Consider the following 22,732-nt stretch of genomic DNA (forward strand, 5'->3'; position numbering starts at 1 on the left):
AATTATTTTTCAATTTTAAGTTTCTTGATTTCATATTCCGTATCCGCAACGACATCCGTTTTTTTCCACCTGATATATGAAAAAACAGTAAACAAGACACATACGCCTGCCAGGACACCCCCATAGACCATCATGTCGCCCGCTCCCTCATTATATCCATAAGCGTGCATTCCATTCAAGAAATAATTCACCCCGAAATAGGTCATCAAAACAGAAGCAAACGCCCAGACAGACAAAACGTTGAAGAGCCAAAGAGAGGAGTCGCATTTCAGAAGATGCACGTGTGTCACCACTGCGTAGACAAGTATGGTTATCAACGCCCAGGTTTCTTTCGGATCCCAGCCCCAATAACGTCCCCACGTCTCATTTGCCCAGACGGCTCCAAGGAAAGTGCCTACTGTCATCAACGCGAGTCCCACCCATAATGACATTTCATTCAGTATGCTGAGTTCCTCTATCTGTAACATCCGTTCAGGACGGCGCGATTTATGGCCGGTTATGATAAACAGCACCATATTGCTCATCCCTATCAACCAACTGATACCAAAAAATCCGTAAGCCGCCACGATAACAGCCACATGGAACATCAGCCACGGAGATTTCAGTACAGGAACCAACGGGGTAATCTCGGGATCCATCCAATTGAGTCCGGCTACAAAGAGAATAACCCCGGCAAACAACAGAGACAACGCAAATGACAAAACATTGCGACGGGCAAACAACAACCCTGCCAGGACAATCGCCCAAGCCACATATACCATAGTCTCATAAGAATTACTCCAAGGTGCATGCCCGGAAATATACCAGCGCATACCCATTCCATACATATGCAAATGGAAAACAGCCAATGCCAATCCCAATAGTACGTAATGTAATATGTTTCCCCAACAACGTCTATCCGAACGTATACCGAAAAGCGTCAATAGTAAAGCTCCTCCCAACAGCAGATATCCTATCCTGCACAAACGAAAAGGTTGCAGCGCATTATACCTGCATTCAGCCTCTAATTTTTCAGAAGAGATAAGACCTGCCGACGCTTTGGCATTCTGATAGGCAACAATCATATCCAACACTCTGTCTGCCTCCGTCTGATTATGGTTCAATATAGATTGCCTGACTTCATCCAGATACCAATCGAAAATTTTACTGACAAACATGGAGTCCTTACCAATAAATAATGATAAATCGTCGCCCGGAGCATACCATTTGTTACTTTGGGCGTTATCCAAAGGAAATATTGACAAGAGTTGTCGGTTGAGAAGTTGATGAAACAAATTGATACGTTCATCAAGTTTCAATACATCCTTGTCTAAAAGAGAACGTTCCGGCACTTTCTTCCGATAGATCCTTTCCAAATCTTTCTGTAACTTGTATGAACCGTCATCGGTAAACAAATCGGTGTATGCACAATAACCACCGGATAATCCATAGCGCCCACAGATGTCTTCACCCGGAAGGCTAATAAAAGGAAGCCGCATCCATACATCGGGCATCAGCAAGACACTCAGAAGAAACTGATCGGAATTAATCCCCTTTACCTCGGTCGATTTATGCAGTTTACGCAATAGTTCCGACGAAAAAGTACTTATCGGCATGACACGCCCGTTTGGGGATTGCATTGGCAATGCCGCAAACTTTTTCGCATGCGACGGACTGACGGCATGCCTACGCACAATATCCGACAAATCGGAAATATCCGCAAAAGCGAAGGTACTTAAATGCAGGAAAAAAAGGAATGCGATAGTACGTCCGGAATACAGTCGTTTCAACCGATGCCGCAGCCGGCTAAATCGGGATTTACCCGACAAAAAGACGATTAGAAACCCTGTCGCAAGCAGAAAATAACCGGAATACGTAATATAACGTCCCGCAATATCATGGTTCACCGACAGTACCGTCCCCTGTTCGTCCTCATCGTAAGATGCTTGAAAGAAACGATATCCTTGTATATCCAATACATTGTTCATGGATATATGTTCACTGCGGCTTTCTCCGTCTTTGTGTATCACAAGTACACTCTCATAGGAAGAAGGACTCGAAGAACCCGGATAACGAGATAGCTCAAAGTTTTTCAGCTCAATTGCAAACGGCAATTCATGCTCTGTGCGTTGTCCGCCGTCAAGCATTACCAGCCGATTGCCGGTCTCACCTTCACGAAGATGAAGAATACCTTCTTCACCCGTAAGAAAAGAGACAAGAGCCCCAATCAGGATAACGATAAAGGCGCAATGAACTATCAACATTCCTAATTTGACATACCGCCGGCAATGTTTGACAACAAGTACGAAAATCAAATGTAGTACTAATGTGCCTTGATAGAAAAGAAACCACGGAGCATGATACACCTCTGCTTTCGCTATTGCCGTACCATAGAATTTCTCTATGATAGTGGCAATAGCCAAAACAATGGCATAAACACACAACATTATCACCGTAGTTGCAGAAGAACTGAACAAGTTTTTCATGAATTATTCTTCGATAATGACTCTAAAACCTACGTTAAACACACGCTGATGCGGATAGTAAGCTTTACGGACATAAGATGTGGAGAACTTGGGACGTTCGATATATGATCCTCCCCTTACTACTTTGAACTCGCCGGATACTTTGGCTTGTTCTTTATACGGATAAGGAATATAGTCAGAACGAGTCCATTCGGCCACATTCCCGTGCATACTATATAAGCCAAAAGGATTAGAACGGTAATCGGACGAAGCCACCTGCACCATCGCACCATCGTTTACACTTGCCTCTTTTGGTAAATAGGTGTAGAATTTATACCAATAATTGTTGGGAGCCATAGGTTGGGGATTTACACCGCTTACCGCCATACGGTTACAACTTGCATCAGCCAAATTCTCCATCTTGCCAAAATCGGTATTCAAATCGCCATACCAGAAATCCGTATCGCTACCGGCACGACAAGCCCATTCCCATTGCGCTTCGGTAGGCAGAGTTATGTTCAGCCCCGTCTTCTCGCTCAACTTCCTGCAATATGCCATCGCATCTTCATAGCTCACACGGATTACGGGTTGTTCCGGCTTGTTGGCAGGATAACCAAAGTGTACATGGTCTTTCCATAATTGGTCTACATAACGGCTGTCATGTTCCGGAAAAATCACATTATATTGCTCGTTGGTAATCTCCACTTCGCCCATCCAGAAGGCTTTATCTATCTTCACCTTTGATACAGGACGCGCATCGGCAGCACCATTCCAGCTACCCATGGCAAATTCACCCGCAGGAACGCGAACAAATGTCAATTTGATCCCGGGAGCTAAAACCACCTCTTTACGGTTGTTCTTTTCGCCGGCAAGCATAGCCTTTGCGGTTTCCGTATCAAAAGGCCAGTTCTTGACTTTCACTTCTTTGACTTTTACCTCTTTTACAGGCTCAGGCATTTCTGGTTTGACAGTGCCTTTACCTTTAAGATAGGCCGCATAATCGGCAATTTCTTTCTTCCAATCCACTCCCATACCATTACCATACTTGTTGGTTAATTCTATACGACGGGCTATCTGGTCATAACCCTGATAAGGAGTACCGCTTATCTTATTAGCATTGAAGAACCCTTTATCAGGAGCATTGTAATCAATCCAAGTGTAAAGTGTCCGCCACTCTTTATCGGTAAGCTTCACATTATGATGCCCTTTCTTCAATATCTGAATCAGTTCACTCGTATTAACATGATATTCGTATGGTTGCAATACAGCCATATCGGCTTCCGGCCCTTGGCGATGTACATAAGGATGCAGATTCAAATAAGCCGTACCATATCCTCTTTCCTTCTTACCGCCGCGCAAGTCAAATATTTTCTCGCCGTTATGACAAGCCACACAAGCACGATCCAATATGGGTTGTACTTCTAAATCGAATGTAAAAGAACGGACTCCGCCTTCGGGTGCCTTGATTGCATGCGCAGGACGCTGGGAAGCGATTGTACGTTTGGGAACCGGAATTTGATTCTGGTCTTCGTGGCACCCGATACAAGAGACTACTTCGCCAGGCTGACCTGTCAACCAACTACGCATAAGCTGTACCGCAGCTCCGTCTTTGTCAATTGGCTGGATTGAAATCGGCGTATTGGCAGGTATCTTGAATATAGCAGAACCGTCTTCTTCGACAGGAACCGTTCCTAATTGGCGCTTAATATCCCAACCGCTCTGAATGCCATGCCAGTTGAAGTCGGAAGTGGTTTTCAAGTAAGCGTATTCATAAGCGTGCAAACGAAGTTCTTTAATGGTGCCACGCGGTACATCACGCAAACCCTCTCCTTCATAAATGTCCTGAATGAAAACAGTGGCCTCTTTCTCATTCAGTTTTACCCTGTCGGGAATAGCAGGCGGCGTCACTGTCTCACGTACCACAATCGGGCTGATATATCCCTCCCCTTCCTGTTTCATCAGACAAGTAACATTATCAAATACATCTACCAGATAAATCCCCCATAAATCTTGTGGTCCTAACTTAGCGGCTACCAAGAAGTATTTATCATCCAACGGAGTAGGCTTAATGAACTGCGGCCATACTCCATTTACCAGTTCGTCTTTTATCACCTCCACGATAGGACGGTTACGATATGGAATTTCCTGCAACATACCGGCAGCACCTTTACGGGATTTAGTGGGGTCGAAAAGTATCAAACGTCCTGAACGTGCAATACCATGATGTCCTGAAATAATTCCGACAAACGCTGAAGCATGATTAGGGAGCGGCTGAATATCAAACGTACTGTTTGGAAATGCAGAACCACTGCCAAACAATGCTTTCTGTTCCGTTCCATCCGGATTCATATGCATCACAAAACGAGAATAATAGTGCATCAAATCCGTATATTCCCAACGAGTATACATCACGCGTCCGTTGTGCATCACCACCGGATTCCAGTTAGCATCCTGATCGAATGTGATACGGCGTAAATTTTCTGTTTCCGGGTCATATAACATCATATTTCCTACCGGGTCACTTCCGCTGACACAGGGAACTCCCTGATAGCCGACATTGGAAATAGCTATCAAACGGCCATCCGGCAGATAAGTTCCGTCATAAAATTCTAAATCAGGCTCTACCATCTTCAACAACGGTTTATATCCCGTACCATCTAATTTTACTTCATGTATATTCCAACGATTATCCGGCATTGTAGCTGTAAACATCACTCGTTTGCCATCCCAATGCATCTTGAGGTCGGCTATGGACGAACTGTTTGCAGGCTTAAATACACGACGCATCTTAATATCGCCACGCAAATTGGAAAGTTCTACAATTTCCGCATTAAACCCGCTACGACGGGCAGACTCCTGATTACTCCAATTATTTGCCTGTGTACCTAAATCCGGTGCCATCGCCTTACGCGCCCCGGTACCCAACAGAAAACGTGCCGCAACAATTCTATCACCGTCAAGTAAAGGATTTCCCAACAAAATGGCACGTTTACAAGATACCGCTTTATAGACATCGGATATCGCTTGCGAATCGCCCTGATAAATTCCATCGAAACCTTTCTGATCCAACGCAACAAGTTCTTTCAATTTAGGCTCGTACCTGGCAATATCATAACCACGCTGTTTTTTCAAATCATCAAATGCTAATTTCACAGCAGGGATATTCAACCATTCAAGCTCTTCCTGAGCTTCAAATACCTTTTGAAGAATTTCAAAAACTTCGAGATACCTACGTATCTGTATATCCACATTCTGTTCGGTAACTATCTGTTTCAACTGATTTTTAAAAAAAGCAGGTTTCTTCAATTTAGCCACTATATTGTTGACCAACTCTCTTTCCACAGAAGCATCCTCCGCCGTCATCCAAGTATCCAAACCTCCCAAATAGCTGCCTAATATCCCTAATTGTTCCGGATACCGTTTCATCAAATCAGCTATAATCTGATCCGGAAGTACATTCATAGCCTTGAAATAGACACTACCCGAAGCAGACGAATCATCTACTCCAACTTCAGCGACAAATCGTTCATAGCCTTTAACATTATATATCAACATTCCTTGAGCATGACAATGCACACCATGCTTATAGGACTTTCCGGCAATCTTAATAGGTTGTCCGTGAGCATTTGTATTCATCGTAGGATTTCCCCAGCCAGCTTTACCAAATTCATAACGAACCTCATCAAGCCACACTTCCGTACCATCTGCCTTAATCAAACGGGCATTACCCCAAATTCCTTGATCATGGCTGGTACCATCACGGCCACCATCCGTAATCAGTATCAACTTTTCACTACCATTCAGGTCTACTTCAAAAGGCTCCGCTTTCTGTTTCACTTTCTTCCATCTGGAAACAACCGGCATACCCGATTTTTCCAGTTGAGTACGCAATTCAGATTTGGCAGTAACCACAGCATCAATCCAAGATACAGATACCTTATCTTTAGGAACGGCTCCCACCCATATCGAACAGTAGCAAAAGCCAAGTAATAAAATCAAAGATTTATTCATAAGTCCTTATTATATTAGATTAAATATCTCCTTTTATAATGCGGCGTTTGAATTGGTGAAACGCAATCCGGCATTATCATGGTAAGTAGCCCACTCCGAAACAATAGCACCTTCGGGACCTGCCATCAGAAAATGAAACGTAGCCAACTCTTTTAAAGGCAACACCTCACCAACTTTCTGGATAACATAATTACGGCTTTTTACAGGACCGTGAGTAGCGGGTATCTCAGGAAAACCAGACGTTACCTCTCCAACTTCCGAGCAGTTGTATGCCCATCCCTTTTGTACCTGCCATGACTCATGCTTAGCGGGATATCGGGTTGCCACATGGGCATGTTCGGGAATCATCTGCCCGGGGAGCAGATAAATGGCATGAGCAAAATAACCATATTTTTCATTGTTCACCCAGAAAATGCCTCCCATACCGACGTGTTCAAAATCACCCAGACCAAAATCCGTAACCCACATATCCTTCGCCATCAACTCTGTAAAAGGAATATCATAAAAAGCGAACATGTCTTTCATAGCTTCCATCGCTACATCTTGCTGAAATCTGCCGTCTTTATAAAAATCGGCATTCGTGTACTTCTTTGAATAACTCATACTTTTTTTACTTTTATCATATTTTTGATAACATTCTGTTCCGCAAAGGCAATTATTTTCATTACTTGTCGCAACCGGCTTATTCATGCACGAAACCAGCAGCAACAAAACCATACCCGATAAGACTGACGGCAGATACTTTTTTCTCATAATCATCATATTTTAATTAATTTAAATAGCATTCAATCGACAATAAATTCTACTTTGAAGCAATACCTTCTATTTCAATCAGCAATTCTTCCCTGCACACGTCCGCACGAAGGTAAGAAATCGGTATAGACAATCCGGCTTTCTTCAGCAAGTCAACAACAACCCCGTAATCGGAAGGATGCTTCAGGTAAACACGAAGCATATTCAGCTGTGCACCACTTATCAATTGTTCTATATTCTCCATCGTTATATGGAATTGACGTTCTATATCGACCCCTGTCATACTTTTTTCTCCTCTGATTGCAGCGGTACCCGATATATAAATCAGTTGCCTGTCATTAAAAGTAACGCTCTTGGCACGTTCAAATTTAGGGGTTGATTTTCGTTCTTGCGCAACTTCCAAAACCTCATCCGAATAAGCATGGGCAGCAACTTGTAGCTTGTTATCAATAGCCGAAGCAAAACACTCCTGATGATGAAATACAGCGGCATCCATATCTACCAGAACTCCACCCAAATCAGTACCTATACCAGTTGCAGCAGGATAACCCGTATGCCAATCGGCAGATTTATAAAAGTTGCTACGGACATTATTAAACATTTGATAGTGTTGGTCAACCCCGTCAAAATCCGTAATTCTCTCTATATAATTCCACTGGCGAATGATATTCCCGATAGCAAATCCCTCTTTATCCAAAATCTCCATTGCCAGACGGAAAGCCTCAATAGCTTGCAATTGGATATCCATATTCTGTACATCTCCATGAAATCCTCCACAGAAAAGAAATCGTCCGTCCATATTCTCCAATATCGCATAAGGATACCCGTTCCTCTTGCGATACGCAACAACGTCTCCTTCTGAAACTTTATAACTATGTACCTCCATCGCCAATCCGCCATTCAACACAGGCTGAGATACGAAACTGACAGCAGGTTCCCCGCCTGTTCCATAAAATTGCTTTACCTTGCTTTCTAACTTATCTCGATATACGACATACTCGTCATTATCTGCCGGTTTGCCAAAAAAAACTAAGCGCAACACAGCTTCACCTTGCGGCAGACACCTTAGCAAATCATCTACCATACTATCAAATTCAGCCAATCCAGTCGTATATATACGATAATGTATTTTATCACAATAATTCATACTCTTATTTTTATAATTATCATAAAGAATTTACATATTCGGTCAAAGCCTTAATCTCTTTTGCAGACACTTTCTTAGTGATTCCATGCTTATGTACTGAAAATACCTCTTCCATCGTGGCAGCCCTGCCATCAAACAGATAAGGAGCTGTACGCCAGACTTCACGCAATGTGGGAGTATCCCAGCCTTTCTCAAATTCAATATCTTCGCCGATACGGTGCATCTTCATATCGGTGTAGTAGGTACCACTATGGCACTCACCGCATTTCATCTTTTCAAAGACTTTACGTCCTTCCTGAGCCAGTTCTGAAAGTTCACCATCTACCAAATAAGGGCTCGGCACCGGTTTGAGAGCCTTTAAATAAGCGTCCACGCATACCGCATCCTCCTCAGCTATATTGAAAAACTGGATATGTTTGAAACCGGCACGGACAGCAAGTTCCGCATGTTCGCGGATACCTGAAATCATATTCGGAGCTGTCACATGCGAAAAGAGCATACTTTTACAGTTTTTAGGATTTCCTACCCCATCATTCATCAAATCCCAATTCATTCCGTCCGTACGTGCATCCGGATGACAGCCATTACAACTCTGCCAATTCTGAAAACATTGGGAAGCATCATTAAACAGCCGTTCCCCTTTATGCTCCATCGTTTCTTCACGCTCCGGATTTTGTTCTACCGCCACAACCTGGCCAGTTTCCACATCAACAATATTCAGAATATCGGAGAAATAAGTAGGAATAAAAAGTTTTCCATCGGTTAATACCATCTCCCGCGGTCCATTTCCTTTCAGCGGAACACGCTTACGCAAACCATACAAAAATCGTAAATCATAATCCAACATTTTCTTATCGGGATAAACAAGAAATTTATCCAACATTGCTTTCTGATCGATTATGCTGACTTCATGTGTACCTGAATGAGTTATGAAAAGAGACTTCTCGTTACAAGCAATACTCCAAATCCCGGCCGCTCCCCGTTCCGGTTCATCTACAATTACCGCTCCCAGATACTCTTGGGACGCAACATCAATGATACTGAATGCACTCGTATTCATCCATCCTTGCTGTAATTGCGAGGTGGGAACAGTAAAACGCCCCAAATTGTGGGAAACATACATATACTGTCCATCAGCCGAAAGACACATCCCACGCAAGGCATTACTACCATTTGCCAATTTTATATCTTTCACTTTAGTAAAATCATTTATACGGATAACAGATACGCACGCAGCCACTTCATCAAGATTAGCTTGTTGAGCAGGAAGATAGTTCGTTGAAAAAAGATATTTCCCGTCCTTACTTAATAACATGGACTTCGGTTCACGCAATACATTCACAGTACGTACTACCTGCCGACTATTCAAATCTATTTCTGAAATAGTGTTTTGAAACTGGTTGCACACATACAGACGAGCTCTTACCGAATCAAGCAAAGGGGCGCAAGCACCAGATCCCGTGACAATCGTTTTCTCCACTGCTCCCGAATTCAGAGCTACAATATGCAGTTTACCTATTTTATCAAAAGTGGTTACATATAAATAATTGTCATCCAAAGTTATTCCGGTAGGCGGTTCGCTCAAGTCAACAGTACGCAACGCACGCCTACCATCAGAGGAGAAAAAACGAACACGATTCATTCCTTTCTCAGCAATTACTATCTCTCCCTCGGAACTGACTGCAATATCCGCATAAAAAAACGGTAGCGTACCCGCTCGAAGAACAGGCACACTACTTACACACACAATAATCAGTATCAGCTTCAGCAAATACTCCACTTTTTGAAAATAACCAACCTCTTTCATAGCATTCAATTACGTTGTTTATGGTAGCGGCAAAATTCTGAATTTGCCATACAATAAACATGCACTAACAGTACACTTTAATGCACCACGAATTCAAAAGAGGCTATATTATCTCCCAAGGGCTTACCCTATATTAATTTTCCTCATTTAGCCCTGCATTATCGTTACGATAAGCCAATGGACTCACTCCATAAGCTTCTTTAAAACAACGGCTAAAGAAACGAGGAGAACTAAACCCCGTCTTGTCCGATATTTCAGACACATTTTTCGTCAAATCCGTTTTCAATAAGAAAGCCGCTTTCTTCAACCGGACGGTGGTAAGAAACTCCTGTGGGGTCTGTCCGGTAATACCTTTTATCTTTTGGAAGAAATAAGTGCGCGACATACACAGTTCACGAATCAAATCATTCAATCCGAATTCCGAATTATCTAAATTCCGTTCGATAATTTCCATGGTCCGCTCCAACAAATCCTCATCCATAGGATTAATAGCCAACATCTTTACAGGGGCTTGCGGCTGTTTGCTGAATTTTTCTTGTAAAATACGTCGTCCGTTAACCAAATTATTACAACGGGAAATAAGTAAAGCCGTATTGAAAGGTTTGGTAATATAATCATCTGCGCCTATACGAAATCCCTCCAAAGTATGTTCTACAGCCGTACGGGCCGTAAGCAATACAACCGGTATATGACAAGTGGCGAAGTCAGTCTTTATCTGTTTACAAAATTCCGTACCTGTCATCTTTGGCATAACAATATCACTAAGTATAATATCAGGACAGAATTCACGTGCTTTTTCTGTCCCATCCTCTCCGTCTACTGCCAACGCCACATCATAATAAGGTCGGAATAACCCCGCCAACATTTCTCTAAGAGAATCATTATCTTCAACAATCAGCATTTTTGCATTTTTAGGATGTTCAGAAACCTTTTCTTCTTCCAATAGGCACATATTCTGAGAAACAAACAGACTATTGCTTATCTCCCCTTCCGCTTTAGTATCCACCTGCAACTGTTCTTCCGCAAAATGTTCATTCCCCAATTTTAATCTCAGAGTAAAAATAGTTTCCTTATCAGGAATACTACAAGCTGTCAATGTACCATGATGCAATTCCACAAGTCCTTTACTTAAAGAGAGACCTATACCAGTTCCTTCAACCATATCAGAGGCAGGATCCACCGAATAAAAGCGTGTAAAAATTTTATCTATATTTTCCTGACTAATTCCCTCACCGCTATTTTGTACTTCAACGATTGCCTCGTCTTGATTCCGGTACACACGAATTAGAACAGTTCCACCTTGAGGAGTAAATTTAAAGGCATTAGAGAGTAAGTTATTCATAACCTTTTGTATTTGCTTGGCATCATACCATACCTCAAGTTTTTCTAAATCTTTTTCAAAATGGAAATCAATTTGTCGGGTAGCAGCATACTCTACGTATAATAAATAGTTTTCATATATAAAATCAATCAAATCATGACAACTGACCATTATTTTCATGTGGCCTTGCTCCTGTTTACGAAAGTCCAATAACTCAGAAATTAATTCCCTAAGTTGAAGAGCATTCTTATAAACATTCAATATTTTGTTATAAACCGACGGAGCAAACGCCTGTAGCTGTAACAGCATTTCCATCTGTCCGATAATTATGGTAAGCGGAGTACGAAACTCATGAGAAATATTAGTAAAAAAACGAAGTTTAGATTGATTCAAGAGTTCCACGTCGTGAAGATGTTGCTGTTCATATTTCAAAGATTCACGCAAGTGAAAACGAACAAGATAAACACGTACTAAAAAATAAATAATGCTTCCCCCTGCCAATACATAAAAGACATATGCCCAAGTTGTTTTATAAAATGGAGGTAACACCTTAATTCCCAATCGATATTCCGTTTCATAATCTTTTCGTTTCCCTACCGCTTTCAATGATAATATATACTCTCCTGCAGGTAAATTGGTAAAAGTAATCATTTTCTGACCATGTGTGCTGAGCCAATCCTTTGAAAAGCCCTCCAACTTATATAATAATTCATCTTTATTCGCGGGAAGATAGTTTGTTTCAGTAAACTCAAAACTAAATACAGAATATTTACTATCCAACTCTATAAAAGAAGTATAATAAAGAGCCTCTGACAAAATTCCGGTTTCATCTCCTACACGTACTTCATTACCATTCACCCACAATCTATCCGGAATAATCCGATAATATTGATAAGCCACTTTTAAATCTTCTTCATTAAAGGAAATCATCCCGTTCATTCCTCCCAAAAAAATCTCACCATCCTCTGCCTGAAATAAAGAATTCTCACTAATATTGGTAAATGGGAAACCATTTTTACTATTATAATAACTAAATTCCTTATTCTCTAAATTGAATATACAAAAACCCTTATCTGTAGTCATAAACAAATCACCTTCCTTCGACTCACAAATGGCATAGATATAATCACCGCTTGCATTATCACGTTGAATTACAAAACGTTCAAAGTTATTTTCAGCAGGTAGAAACCGATTTATCATTCCATCACCGGTTGTCAACCAAATGTTATGCTGACTGTCTTCATAAATACAAGTAATCAAATTATCACTCAAACTTTCCGAATTTCCATATTCAAAAGAATAAACTGTAGAATGATTATTTTTCATATCATAACAATAGACACCTGTACCTTCTACTGCCGCCCATAACCTATCATTGGAATCCATCATCAAATAATGAGAAAATGTATTTATTAATAAAGCGCTCTGATTCGTATCCGGATCAAAAAGAAAAATACCATCATGGGTAGAAATCACTAATTTATCCCGATAAGGTACAATACTCAAAACAATATCATTTCTTCCCGCCTTTTCACAAATGCCATAAACGGAAATTTGTTCAGTTTGCAAATCCAGTTTATTCAATCCTCCCTGATGGGTTCCAATCCAAACGGCTTTTCTCTTCTTGTCGTAATAAAGAGACTTCACAATATTTTTGGAGAGCCCATTCCCCGTATCTTTATGACGATACCATTTAAAATTACCAGTATCACGATCGTAACAATTCAAACCGCCTCCATCAGTTGCAATCCATAATTCATTGTTTTCTCCTTCAATGATAGGTCCTATCAGGGAAGCACTCAAACCGTTTTTTTCTGTCGCAGAAACTCTATAATGAGTATAAACTTGATAATCCGGAGTGAAATAGTTTACACCACCAAAATAAGTACCAATCCAGATAGTTCCCTGCTGATCTTTCAATATACTAAAGATAGAAGAATTACTCAGACTGCCAAATCTCTCAGACGATACATAACAAGTAAATAGACCGGTCTTTTTATCAAATTTATTCAACCCCCGTTCTGTACCTAACCATATACTACCCTGGTCATCCTCACAGACACATCTCACCGAGTTATCTGCTATCGTATTTTTCCCACTATTCTCTATATAATGAACTACTGTTAATTCAGAAGAAACACGATATACTCCGTCACTCCAAGTACAAACCCATATTTCACCTAAGGAATCCTGAAAGAAACTATGAATCTGTACCCCCTTAAAAAGATGCTTGTTTACTTCTCCATCAGACGACACGATAAAGACACCATCATTGTGTCCAACCCAAAGTTGACCGGATTTATCCATCATCAGACAATTAGGAACTAAATGTTTAGGAAAAGTACAATAGACTTTCCGTTCACCACTTTTCTCGTCATATTCAAAAACAGATCCGTAACTTCCTAAATATAAATTTCTCTTATGATAAAAGATAGAGTTAATCCATTCCTTCGAGCTATTATCAGACAAATGTTTAAATTCTTCCGTACGCATATTAAATTGGCAAAGACCTTCTCTAGCCAATATGTATATAATACCTTTCCCATTACCACATATATTTTTAATTTTCCGCCCCAACAAGGTATGTATATTTCCCTTCTCTTGTTTATACGATTTAATCCGAGCGCCATTATAAACACTTATCCCATTACGAGTACCAATCCATATTTGACCACGTTCATCAGCATAAAGAGCCTGAGCAGTAAATTGAGACAAACCATCATCTGTTGTTAATGTACTAAAAAAAATATTTTCCTGGGTAACAGCTTTCAGGAAAGGAGTAAACATACCCTGAAGAAGCAAGTAAATCAAAAAAGACTTACACAATTGTGTTTTCATAACATTACGAAGCATTAATAAAAAATGGATTACATTATCAATAAATACAAAACTATATATTACATTATATTAAAACAAACATCCATTATGGCAATCATAACATTTCTGCATTTTTTGTACGGAGACGGCACTTCATTTGTACGCTAAATGAAGTTACGGCTATTTATATTTATGAATTTTGCATTTATAATAAAGCAATTCACTATTAATAAAAAACATTCATTATGAAAAAAACAATCTGTATTTTACTTTTATTTGTAGAACTAGTTTCTTGTCAATCCAAGAGGAATATCCTCGCAGAGCAAAAAGACACCTTACTGCAAACAGCAGATGAATGGAAATTAGTTTGGGCGGATGAATTTAATCAGAAAGGAAATTCTTTTGACACTTCAAAATGGAAATTTGAAGCAAAAGGTGAAGCGCCATGGAATAAGTATATGGTACAAAGTTCCGAACAAGCTTATGTGCAGAATGGAAAATTGATACTACGAGCAGAAAAAAAGAACGGGAAATATATCACAGGTGGTATCAGTACACAAGGAAAAATGAGTTTCAAATACGGAAAATTGGAAATATACGCTAAATTCAACAGTTTCCAAGGAGGATGGCCGGCTATTTGGCTAATGCCCGTAAAACGTCAATATCCGAATCCGGCTGGAAAAAACGAATATCCTGGAGAGATAGACATTATGGAGCAAGTCAGTTTAGAGAAAGTCGTTTGGCATACTGTACACAGCCATTATACACTTGACTTGAAACTCGACAAAAATCCTGCGAGAGCTGGTAGCGGAACTTTCAAAGAAAATGAATTTAACCTCTATACGCTTGAATGGACCCCCACCGAATTAACGTTCTTCATTAATGGAGAAAAAACATTTTGTTATCCCAATTTACAATTGGATAATGAAACAAAAATGAAACAATGGCCTTTCGATGTACCCTATTATTTAATAGTAAACTATGCCGTCGGAGGAGAAGGAACATGGCCGGGCAAGATTAACGACACAGGACTTCCTGGAATCATGGAAATCGAATATGTGCGATACTTTCAGAAGAAACATACATATGCTTAGTTTTACTATATACTAAAAATAGAAAAGTCCTGTAAATCGCTAATTTACAGGACTTTTCTATTGATTTGCAATTCTTTCCAGCGGAGAGACAGGCTCTATCACCTATATTTTCATAGAATATCATAAAATGCCAATACACTGTTAATTATCAAGTTATTACAAACCGCCATTCAAACAAAATATTTTTCAAAAGCCTTGCATATCTCATTTTCTGGGTGTAATTTTGGGCGTAAATTCTAATTTTACAATTATGAACATTAAGAGAAATATTATTTTTGCCCTCGAAAGCAGAAGGCGAGACGGAGTGTTGATTACAATAAACCTCCCCATCCGTATGCGTGTGATATTCGCAAATCAGCGCATAGAGTTTACAACCGGCTACCGCATTGATGCAGCCAAATGGGATGCAGCCAAGCAGCAAGTAAAAAAAGGATGCACCAACAAACTAAAGCAAAGCGCATCTGAAATTAATGCAGACCTGCTAAGGCTATGTACGGAGATACAAAACATCTTCAAAGAGTTTGAAGTTAAAAACGAGTTTCCCACCACAGAACGGATAAAGGAAACCTTCAACGCAAGAATAAAGGATGCAACCGACAGAAAAGATGCAGCCAAAGAACCTAATGTCAGTTTTTGGGAAGCGTTCGAAGAATTTGTAAAAGAAAGCGGAAGATTGAACAACTGGACGAAAGCAACCTACGAGAAGTTCGCAGCAATGAAGAACCATTTGAACGAGTTCAGGAATACGCTTTCTTTTGATACATTCACCGAGAACGGTCTGAATGACTATGTAGACTTCCTGCAAAGCGATAAAGACATGCGCAACAGCACCATAGGCAAACAGATTTCTTTTCTGAAATGGTTTCTACGGTGGAGTTACAAAAAAGGATATAGTCAAAACGCTGCTTATGACAGCTTCAAACCTAAATTGAAAAACACACCCAAAAAAGTGATATTCCTCACACCGGAGGAGCTGAATAAATTGAAAACCTATCAGATACCCCCAACTAAGCAATACCTTGAACGTGTAAGGGACGTTTTTCTGTTCTGCTGTTTCAGTGGGCTGCGCTACTCGGATGTGTACAATTTGAAACGGAGCGACATCAAGCAAGACCATATAGAGATAACCACCATAAAAACGGCAGACAGCCTGATTATAGAATTGAACGACCACAGCAAGGCGATACTGGATAAATACAAGGACGTACACTTTGAAAAGCATAAGGCACTTCCGGTCATCAGCAATCAAAAGATGAACGATTATTTGAAGGAGCTGGGAGAGCTTGCGGAAATCAATGACCCGGTAAGAGAAACTTACTACAAGGGAAATGAACGCATAGATACTGTCACCCCAAAATACGCCCTGCTGGGAACCCATACCGGAAGAAGAACTTTTATCTGCAATGCTTTAGCATTGGGTATCCCCCCACAAGTGGTGATGAAATGGACAGGACACAGTGACTACAAGGCGATGAAACCATACATAGACATAGCGGATGAGACAAAGGCGAATGCAATGACTAAATTCAATAATATGTAATATCTTTTACTTTCAAACGAATAAATCAGAGGTAAAATCTGAAATTCTATGTTTATAGTTGGTAGTTATTGAATTTTATACTACCTTTGCTGAAAAGATATCTTTTTAAAACCGAGGCGTAAAGATAGCCAAATTCCCATGAAAGAAGCTATCATGATACAGCCCCCTCTATGCAGAAAATTGCATAGAGACAGATAAACAAAAATTCTGCATGATATTCTTGATAGATAAATGCAGGATTTCATTATAACAAAAACAACTTGTTCAAATCAGCAGAACAGCAAGAGTGTTTCAGATTGCAAGAAGAAGGTAGAAATTAATACAAAATTTGATTTCTACTCAGATGAAAGTCGTCTCCTTTCTTAGCGTTTTCATAATACGCAAGAGGCAGCTTATTTTACTTAAACAATTGAAAAATGACTGAAATGAACAAGCCTTTGGGCGCTTTGACAGTTCAAGAGTTGCTTGATATTTTAGCACCGCTAATTTCTCGTCAGCAATCAACGCAACCAGTTTCCTCAGAACAGACCAACGATAACAAACGTTATGTTTACGGTTTAGCAGGGCTGGCAGGATTACTGGGTTGCTCCATAGTCACCGCCAATCGGATAAAGAAAAGCGGAGTAATCAACAAGGCTATCTCGCAAGTAGGTAGAAAGATTATTATTGATGCAGATTTAGCATTGGAGCTCCTGAACAGTTCTCGAAAATCAAATCCCCGAAAGCACTGATTAATCATGTAGAACAGAGCCGTTATCGCCTTTGATAACGGCTTTTTGCGTCTCGTAATTTTGTTTTCCAACTTGAATCTACCAATTACCACCATTGGCAGGAAAGTCCCGGAAATCGCTTCTAATTGCCTCTATGGATTTCGTAACATCCTCACTCCAAATCAGCCATAAGAAACCTCTCCCACCCCTTGATTCTCGCCCGATTTAAGCAGTTCAGTTTCTCTGTAACCATTTTATAGTCAATGCTGAAAACCGTTCAAAAATCGCCCCTATTCGGCATCTGTAGGCTCACTATTCGTGCAGATACCAAGAGGCAGCTTTGAGCTTTCATAATACCTGCTGAATATGCTCTACAACCTACTCTCGTGAAATTTGAGGCGTTTTTCTTTTGAGTTCCAACACCTTTTCTATACCTTTGCGGTGCTTTCTGAGTTCGGGAAGCAGACATAATAACGAAAAAGAGCGTTTAAGATATTATCCTTTATTGAAATCTCGACAATTTCGATTCCCAAGGATAGTAGACAAAATGCTCATGCTGATGTTATATACCTACTTGCAGTTTGCAGTAGCTTATATATCGTTTGGCGTGGGCTATTGTTTATTACTTGGGAATGGGCAGTCGAGAGCCTCAATAAGGTAATATTCAGTAGTTCCCACGCCTCTTCATTTTTAATCGCTTACAAAGGGAGCAGGTAGGCATCAATCTAAAATGGAATGAAAACTTCAAGATTAATCGGTTTGCTCCTTGTTTCTGTAACAGTGAGCATGAACTCTCTAACGTGCAACGCCCAAAGCTACAAAGGCTCTATTGAAGGCGGTAGAACTTTCCATACTGATGATATAGGAATGTTCAGTACTACTGATATTTATACTACGCATGGGGTTCAGCTTGGCTCTCGTTTTTATATCGGTGCAGGTGTAGGTGTACGTTTAGGCGATGATTACACTTCCATACCGCTATATGGTAGCGTGAGATACACCTTCCTTAAAAAGAGAATCTCTCCGTTTGTTGATGCGAAAGTAGGCTATAGTCTGCTTGATGCAGCAGGATTCTATGCAAATCCGGGTGCTGGTGTGAATTGGAATTTTTATAAGACGTTATCTGTGTTTCTGAAAGTCGGATATACATATAATTCCAAAGCATACGGAGAGGCTTGGAACAAAGACGGTGATGATGTTTATCCGCATGGCGTCTCTGCTTCTATAGGGTTTAGTTTCTAATCAAAAAAGCGTGCGACTTTATGTCGTGTTCCTCATGCCTTATTATTCGATAACGCTCTGAGAAGGAACATAGGAGCAGGAATAACAATCTATTAGTTAAAATGAAAACATTAAGACTTATCGGAATGGCTTTGATAGCCGTAATTATGTGTGTGAACTTCGTAGCTTGTAGTGATGATGAAGAAGAAACAAACGCTACAATTGAGGGTACTTGGAAATATACTTCAAGCTCTGATGAAGATTTACGTTCAGGTTCTTTCACTTTCAAAAGTAATGGTAGTTTAGTTTGGGCTGACGAAGAAGAAACTTCATCTAATTGTTCTTATACCCTAAATGGTAGCAACCTGAAAATCATACTGAATCAAGATGATTATATTGAAGGTACGATAACTATTTCTAAGAATCAGGCTACTTATAAATATACTTGGCATGATTACGCAGGAGAATGGGACGATGATACTGAATATACTATGACTTTAGTAAAACAGTAGAATAGAAGAAATCGTGAAAAGTCGTAATGGAGTGATACTCTGTTACGACTTTATTTTTATAGCTGTGTGATGAAGGGAATAGCTGGGTAATCTGAATAAATTCTGATAGTAGATTTAGCAGACTGGGAGGGTAGAAATATATACCCTTTTTCATCCACAATAAAGAGGGTTACATAATTTTCCCGTACCGACAAGCATACCGCTACACCTCTCTAAAACGCCCCTCCGTACTTCCAATTTTAAATTTATATATCTACCCTTCTCTAATTCAAAAACGGAGGTTTTCAATCAAAACCAACCATTTAACGAAATTTCAGTAGCTCAATATTGAGCCATGCACTGCTTCTATACATAGGGAGGAAGATGTTTTCGGGAAAAGCACTCCCTCGAATTACTGATGATTTTTGTTTGTTTAATCATTTGTAATTAATACAATACAAGACTAATTACATTAACCACTACTTAAAATAGCGAAGTCAGGGGAGCTATATACCTTACTATCTCGAAAGCACATCAGACATATAAATTCTGCTATTCCATTCATACTATCTCCCAAGTCGGATTTATAGCTCAAATCGTTATTCAGTCAGATATAAGTACGGAGCAGAGAGCAATCCTTGTAAATACTTGGTATCTGCCTAAATCAATCAATAATCATTTAATTCAAATTCATTATGGAAGCATTACAAATCATGCCTATCATGGCACAGAACCAATCGAGATTAAACTTGGGTGAGTACGCAGAAGAAGTAACCATTATCCCAGACGAAGCAACAGCAAAGTCGGGTGTGAGTTTCCTTGAAGCAAATACCGATGAAATCACCATGAACGAGCTTGCAAACAAGTGTGTCGTTCCGACATGGGCTAATCAAGAGCTGACTATCGCACACCAAGATTTTATCTCCTGCGTACACGATGCAGCCAGTTCCTTCTATGCAGGAGAACGGTTAAACAACCCCGATATAAGAGTTTCGCATATTGTCCGAGGCAGAGTACCGCAAGCACTCGGAAAGAAAGCCTCAGAGCTTTTAGAATGCGAAAAGACGCAGTTCTACCAACGGCTTGCATTTGCTTTTACTATCCCGACCATTACAGAAACGGTAAGAGGGCAACGGCTTGAATTGTGCATCGGTGGAGTGCGGAACTACAGCGACCTCAATTTGTACCGAGCCACCAAAGGAATAGAGAAGTTCTCCGTCTTTGTCGGGTGGAGAGTGCACGTCTGCTCCAATCAGGTGCTAACTGGTGAAGGACTGAAATACAACATGGAGGTGACGAACATCAGTGAACTCTACCGTAACGTGCTTGAACTCTTCCACAGCTTCAATCCTGCAAAAGAAATCCACCTGATGCAGACGCTTACCGATACCTCACTGTCCGAAACCCAGTTTGCGCAAATCGTAGGACGGATGCGGATGTACCAAGCATTGTCACCTGCAAGGCAGAAAGCAGTTCCAAGACTACTGATAACCGACAGCCAGATTAATTCTGTTTGTCGAGACTACTACCACAACGAAGTGTTCGGAGCAAAGGATAACGCTATATCCATGTTCGATTTTCATAATCTTCTAACGCAGGCTAACAAAGGCAGCTACATTGATACTTATCTGCAACGAGCCGTAAATGCTACGGAAGTCAGTGTAGGGCTTAACAACGTCCTGCAAGGAATTGATAACAAATACGCTTGGTTCTTGGGCTAAGTGGTGTTGATTGAGAGAGAGGAAAGGGCAGCTATTCAGTTAGTTGTCCTTTCTTTATTTTATGAACTTCTTAAAACTACAATAATATGGAATTACAAAACAGTCGTGAATACAAGGCAGCACAAGAACTGGAACGAGCCTTAAACGATATGGGCTGGAGTCCCAAGAGATTCGCAGAAAGCACCCGATTCTACCACCGCACCTTACAGCAGGAATTAATGCGAACCATAGTGGCGGTTATCCGAATGGTAGGTGACGACAGCTATAGGACAGACCTCAGAAACCAAGCATCGCATGAACTGTGTAAACGGATAATAGACAGCGGTGTGCTGGATGATATTTATCTTCCGTTCATCTGATAAAGTACAGACAACAATTATCAAGAGGACATCATCAGCGTGGTGTCCTCTTTTATTTATTAATTAATAAAACATCACATATCATGGATATAGATTATCAAGTGGGAGAGGTGGAGCTTTCCTATAAATCAACAGTCAGAAAGAAGCGAAAAATCGCTACATCTTTCGATGCGTACGGAATGTTACTACCTACGTTCAGGGAAGATACAATCGGCTATAAGGAATATTTTAAAGTCGTACTTCTCAATCAAGCGCAGGAGGTTTTAGGATATACACAGATTTCGGAAGGAGGGCTGACAGAAACAAGTGCCGATGTGCGGATAATCCTGCAAGCAGCCTTGCTTACCAACGCTACGGCTATAATTCTCGCGCACAATCATCCAAGCGGAAAACTTCGCCCCAGTCAGCAGGATATTGCCTTGACGGAGCAGGTGAAGAAAGCAGCCGAGATTATGCGAATAACGGTCATAGACCACATTATTCTAACGGATGATAGCTATTACAGCTTTGCCGATGAAGGACAGCTATAGGGTTTCTATTCCGGTCAGGTAGTGGGTATCTGATATGGGTGCTCACAATCTGACCGAGATAAAACATTCACTTTCTATATTAGTGAATGTTCCCCTAATAATCAACCAATTAGCAAACCATACTCAAAAATAACATTCACTTTTATTCATTTACATACAAAACCGAATATCATGTCACTCAAATACTCAACAACAACAGCAGACTATCTTGTGTGGTCGGATGCGATGAACCTAATCCGTAAATTAGCCAAAGACGGAAATTATAAGATTTCACTTCTCATATCTTTGGGATGTTTCACTGGATTACGGATTTCTGATATTCTCGCTTTAAGGTGGAAGCAGATACTTGGTGCAGACGAGTTTACTGTAATAGAGAAAAAGACCGGTAAACAAAGAATAATCAGAATCAATCCCCAGTTACAGCAGCACATCAAAGAATGTTACAAGCATATAAATCCGGTCGGAGTTAATGCGCCAATCCTCATAAGCCAGAAAGGAACGGTATTCACAGTCCAACGGATTAATGTCGTTCTTAAAGAGGTGAGAAGGAAGTACCGACTAAAAATTAAGAACTTCTCTTGCCACAGCCTTAGAAAGACTTTCGGAAGGCAGGTCTATACGATGAATGGAGAGAACTCGGAACTTGCTTTAATTAAATTAATGGAATTATTCAACCATAGTTCGGTTGCTATCACCAAACGATACTTAGGGCTTCGTCAGGAAGAAATTCTTCAAACCTATGATTGTCTTACCTTTTAAAAAAGAA

Annotated in this window: 15 protein-coding genes; 9 read left to right on the forward strand and 6 right to left on the reverse strand. The window is 40.4% G+C overall.

Annotation, left to right across the window (positions count from 1 at the left end; all coding sequences use genetic code 11):
• Window positions 1-2 precede the first annotated feature (2 nt).
• The 6 genes from ccsA to BUB52_RS11815 all read right to left on the reverse strand — a co-directional run bounded on the left by ccsA (window position 3) and on the right by BUB52_RS11815 (window position 14,321).
• Entirely contained in the window at window positions 3-2,465 is a 2,463-nt protein-coding gene (ccsA, locus tag BUB52_RS11790) for a cytochrome c biogenesis protein CcsA (RefSeq protein ID WP_009120762.1), read from the reverse strand.
• A gap of 3 nt (window positions 2,466-2,468) precedes the next feature.
• Window positions 2,469-6,455, reverse strand: coding sequence for an SUMF1/EgtB/PvdO family nonheme iron enzyme (locus BUB52_RS11795; protein ID WP_039950230.1), 3,987 nt, complete (start codon window positions 6,453-6,455; stop codon window positions 2,469-2,471).
• Between the two features lie 33 nt (window positions 6,456-6,488).
• Entirely contained in the window at window positions 6,489-7,208 is a 720-nt protein-coding gene (locus BUB52_RS11800; protein WP_039950279.1) for a cupin domain-containing protein, read from the reverse strand.
• A gap of 49 nt (window positions 7,209-7,257) precedes the next feature.
• Complete coding sequence (locus BUB52_RS11805) at window positions 7,258-8,355, reverse strand: chorismate transformation FkbO/Hyg5 family protein (protein ID WP_009120759.1); 1,098 nt, start codon at window positions 8,353-8,355, stop codon at window positions 7,258-7,260.
• A 19-nt stretch (window positions 8,356-8,374) separates the two neighbouring features.
• Window positions 8,375-10,162 (reverse strand): hypothetical protein, encoded by a 1,788-nt coding sequence (locus BUB52_RS11810; RefSeq protein ID WP_009120758.1) that lies wholly within the window; start codon window positions 10,160-10,162, stop codon window positions 8,375-8,377.
• A gap of 133 nt (window positions 10,163-10,295) precedes the next feature.
• Window positions 10,296-14,321: a two-component regulator propeller domain-containing protein gene (locus BUB52_RS11815; RefSeq protein ID WP_039950278.1), complete on the reverse strand. Its 4,026-nt coding sequence runs from the start codon at window positions 14,319-14,321 to the stop codon at window positions 10,296-10,298.
• 224 nt (window positions 14,322-14,545) lie between these two features.
• On the opposite strand from BUB52_RS11815, the gene BUB52_RS11820 reads away from it, so the two are divergent.
• From BUB52_RS11820 to BUB52_RS11860, 9 genes are all read left to right on the forward strand, one after another.
• On the forward strand, window positions 14,546-15,394 hold the full coding sequence (locus BUB52_RS11820) for a glycoside hydrolase family 16 protein (RefSeq protein WP_009120755.1): 849 nt from the start codon (window positions 14,546-14,548) through the stop codon (window positions 15,392-15,394).
• A 250-nt stretch (window positions 15,395-15,644) separates the two neighbouring features.
• A complete protein-coding gene (locus BUB52_RS11825; RefSeq protein WP_009120754.1) occupies window positions 15,645-16,934 on the forward strand; it encodes a site-specific integrase in 1,290 nt (429 codons plus the stop codon).
• Window positions 16,935-17,350: 416 nt separating this feature from the next.
• Complete coding sequence (locus BUB52_RS11830) at window positions 17,351-17,665, forward strand: DUF3853 family protein (protein WP_009120753.1); 315 nt, start codon at window positions 17,351-17,353, stop codon at window positions 17,663-17,665.
• A gap of 765 nt (window positions 17,666-18,430) precedes the next feature.
• Window positions 18,431-18,886: a hypothetical protein gene (locus BUB52_RS11835; RefSeq protein WP_254302441.1), complete on the forward strand. Its 456-nt coding sequence runs from the start codon at window positions 18,431-18,433 to the stop codon at window positions 18,884-18,886.
• A gap of 101 nt (window positions 18,887-18,987) precedes the next feature.
• Window positions 18,988-19,377 carry a hypothetical protein gene (locus BUB52_RS11840; protein ID WP_009120751.1) on the forward strand — a complete coding sequence of 130 codons (390 nt, stop codon included), beginning with the start codon at window positions 18,988-18,990 and terminating at the stop codon, window positions 19,375-19,377.
• 674 nt (window positions 19,378-20,051) lie between these two features.
• Window positions 20,052-21,077, forward strand: a complete 1,026-nt coding sequence (locus tag BUB52_RS11845; protein WP_009120750.1) for a DUF3871 family protein — start codon at window positions 20,052-20,054, stop codon at window positions 21,075-21,077.
• Between the two features lie 86 nt (window positions 21,078-21,163).
• Window positions 21,164-21,436: a hypothetical protein gene (locus tag BUB52_RS11850; RefSeq protein WP_009120749.1), complete on the forward strand. Its 273-nt coding sequence runs from the start codon at window positions 21,164-21,166 to the stop codon at window positions 21,434-21,436.
• Between the two features lie 83 nt (window positions 21,437-21,519).
• A complete protein-coding gene (locus tag BUB52_RS11855) occupies window positions 21,520-21,966 on the forward strand; it encodes a JAB domain-containing protein (protein ID WP_009120748.1) in 447 nt (148 codons plus the stop codon).
• A gap of 171 nt (window positions 21,967-22,137) precedes the next feature.
• Window positions 22,138-22,725, forward strand: coding sequence for a tyrosine-type recombinase/integrase (locus BUB52_RS11860; RefSeq protein WP_009120747.1), 588 nt, complete (start codon window positions 22,138-22,140; stop codon window positions 22,723-22,725).
• Window positions 22,726-22,732 lie beyond the last annotated feature (7 nt).

Source organism: Bacteroides clarus YIT 12056, from assembly GCF_900129655.1.
Taxonomy (GTDB): domain Bacteria; phylum Bacteroidota; class Bacteroidia; order Bacteroidales; family Bacteroidaceae; genus Bacteroides; species Bacteroides clarus.

Excerpts from the sequence above, each read along its gene's own strand:
- BUB52_RS11805 (WP_009120759.1), bottom strand. The coding sequence starts at position 8,355 with ATGAATTATTGTGATAAAATACATTATCGTATATATACGACTGGATTG.
- BUB52_RS11825 (WP_009120754.1), top strand. The coding sequence starts at position 15,645 with ATGAACATTAAGAGAAATATTATTTTTGCCCTCGAAAGCAGAAGGCGA.
- BUB52_RS11800 (WP_039950279.1), bottom strand. The coding sequence starts at position 7,208 with ATGAGAAAAAAGTATCTGCCGTCAGTCTTATCGGGTATGGTTTTGTTG.
- BUB52_RS11815 (WP_039950278.1), bottom strand. The coding sequence starts at position 14,321 with ATGAAAACACAATTGTGTAAGTCTTTTTTGATTTACTTGCTTCTTCAG.
- BUB52_RS11820 (WP_009120755.1), top strand. The coding sequence starts at position 14,546 with ATGAAAAAAACAATCTGTATTTTACTTTTATTTGTAGAACTAGTTTCT.
- BUB52_RS11850 (WP_009120749.1), top strand. The coding sequence starts at position 21,164 with ATGGAATTACAAAACAGTCGTGAATACAAGGCAGCACAAGAACTGGAA.
- ccsA (WP_009120762.1), bottom strand. The coding sequence starts at position 2,465 with ATGAAAAACTTGTTCAGTTCTTCTGCAACTACGGTGATAATGTTGTGT.
- BUB52_RS11845 (WP_009120750.1), top strand. The coding sequence starts at position 20,052 with ATGGAAGCATTACAAATCATGCCTATCATGGCACAGAACCAATCGAGA.
- BUB52_RS11855 (WP_009120748.1), top strand. The coding sequence starts at position 21,520 with ATGGATATAGATTATCAAGTGGGAGAGGTGGAGCTTTCCTATAAATCA.
- BUB52_RS11835 (WP_254302441.1), top strand. The coding sequence starts at position 18,431 with ATGAACTCTCTAACGTGCAACGCCCAAAGCTACAAAGGCTCTATTGAA.
- BUB52_RS11795 (WP_039950230.1), bottom strand. The coding sequence starts at position 6,455 with ATGAATAAATCTTTGATTTTATTACTTGGCTTTTGCTACTGTTCGATA.
- BUB52_RS11840 (WP_009120751.1), top strand. The coding sequence starts at position 18,988 with ATGAAAACATTAAGACTTATCGGAATGGCTTTGATAGCCGTAATTATG.
- BUB52_RS11860 (WP_009120747.1), top strand. The coding sequence starts at position 22,138 with ATGTCACTCAAATACTCAACAACAACAGCAGACTATCTTGTGTGGTCG.
- BUB52_RS11810 (WP_009120758.1), bottom strand. The coding sequence starts at position 10,162 with ATGAAAGAGGTTGGTTATTTTCAAAAAGTGGAGTATTTGCTGAAGCTG.
- BUB52_RS11830 (WP_009120753.1), top strand. The coding sequence starts at position 17,351 with ATGACTGAAATGAACAAGCCTTTGGGCGCTTTGACAGTTCAAGAGTTG.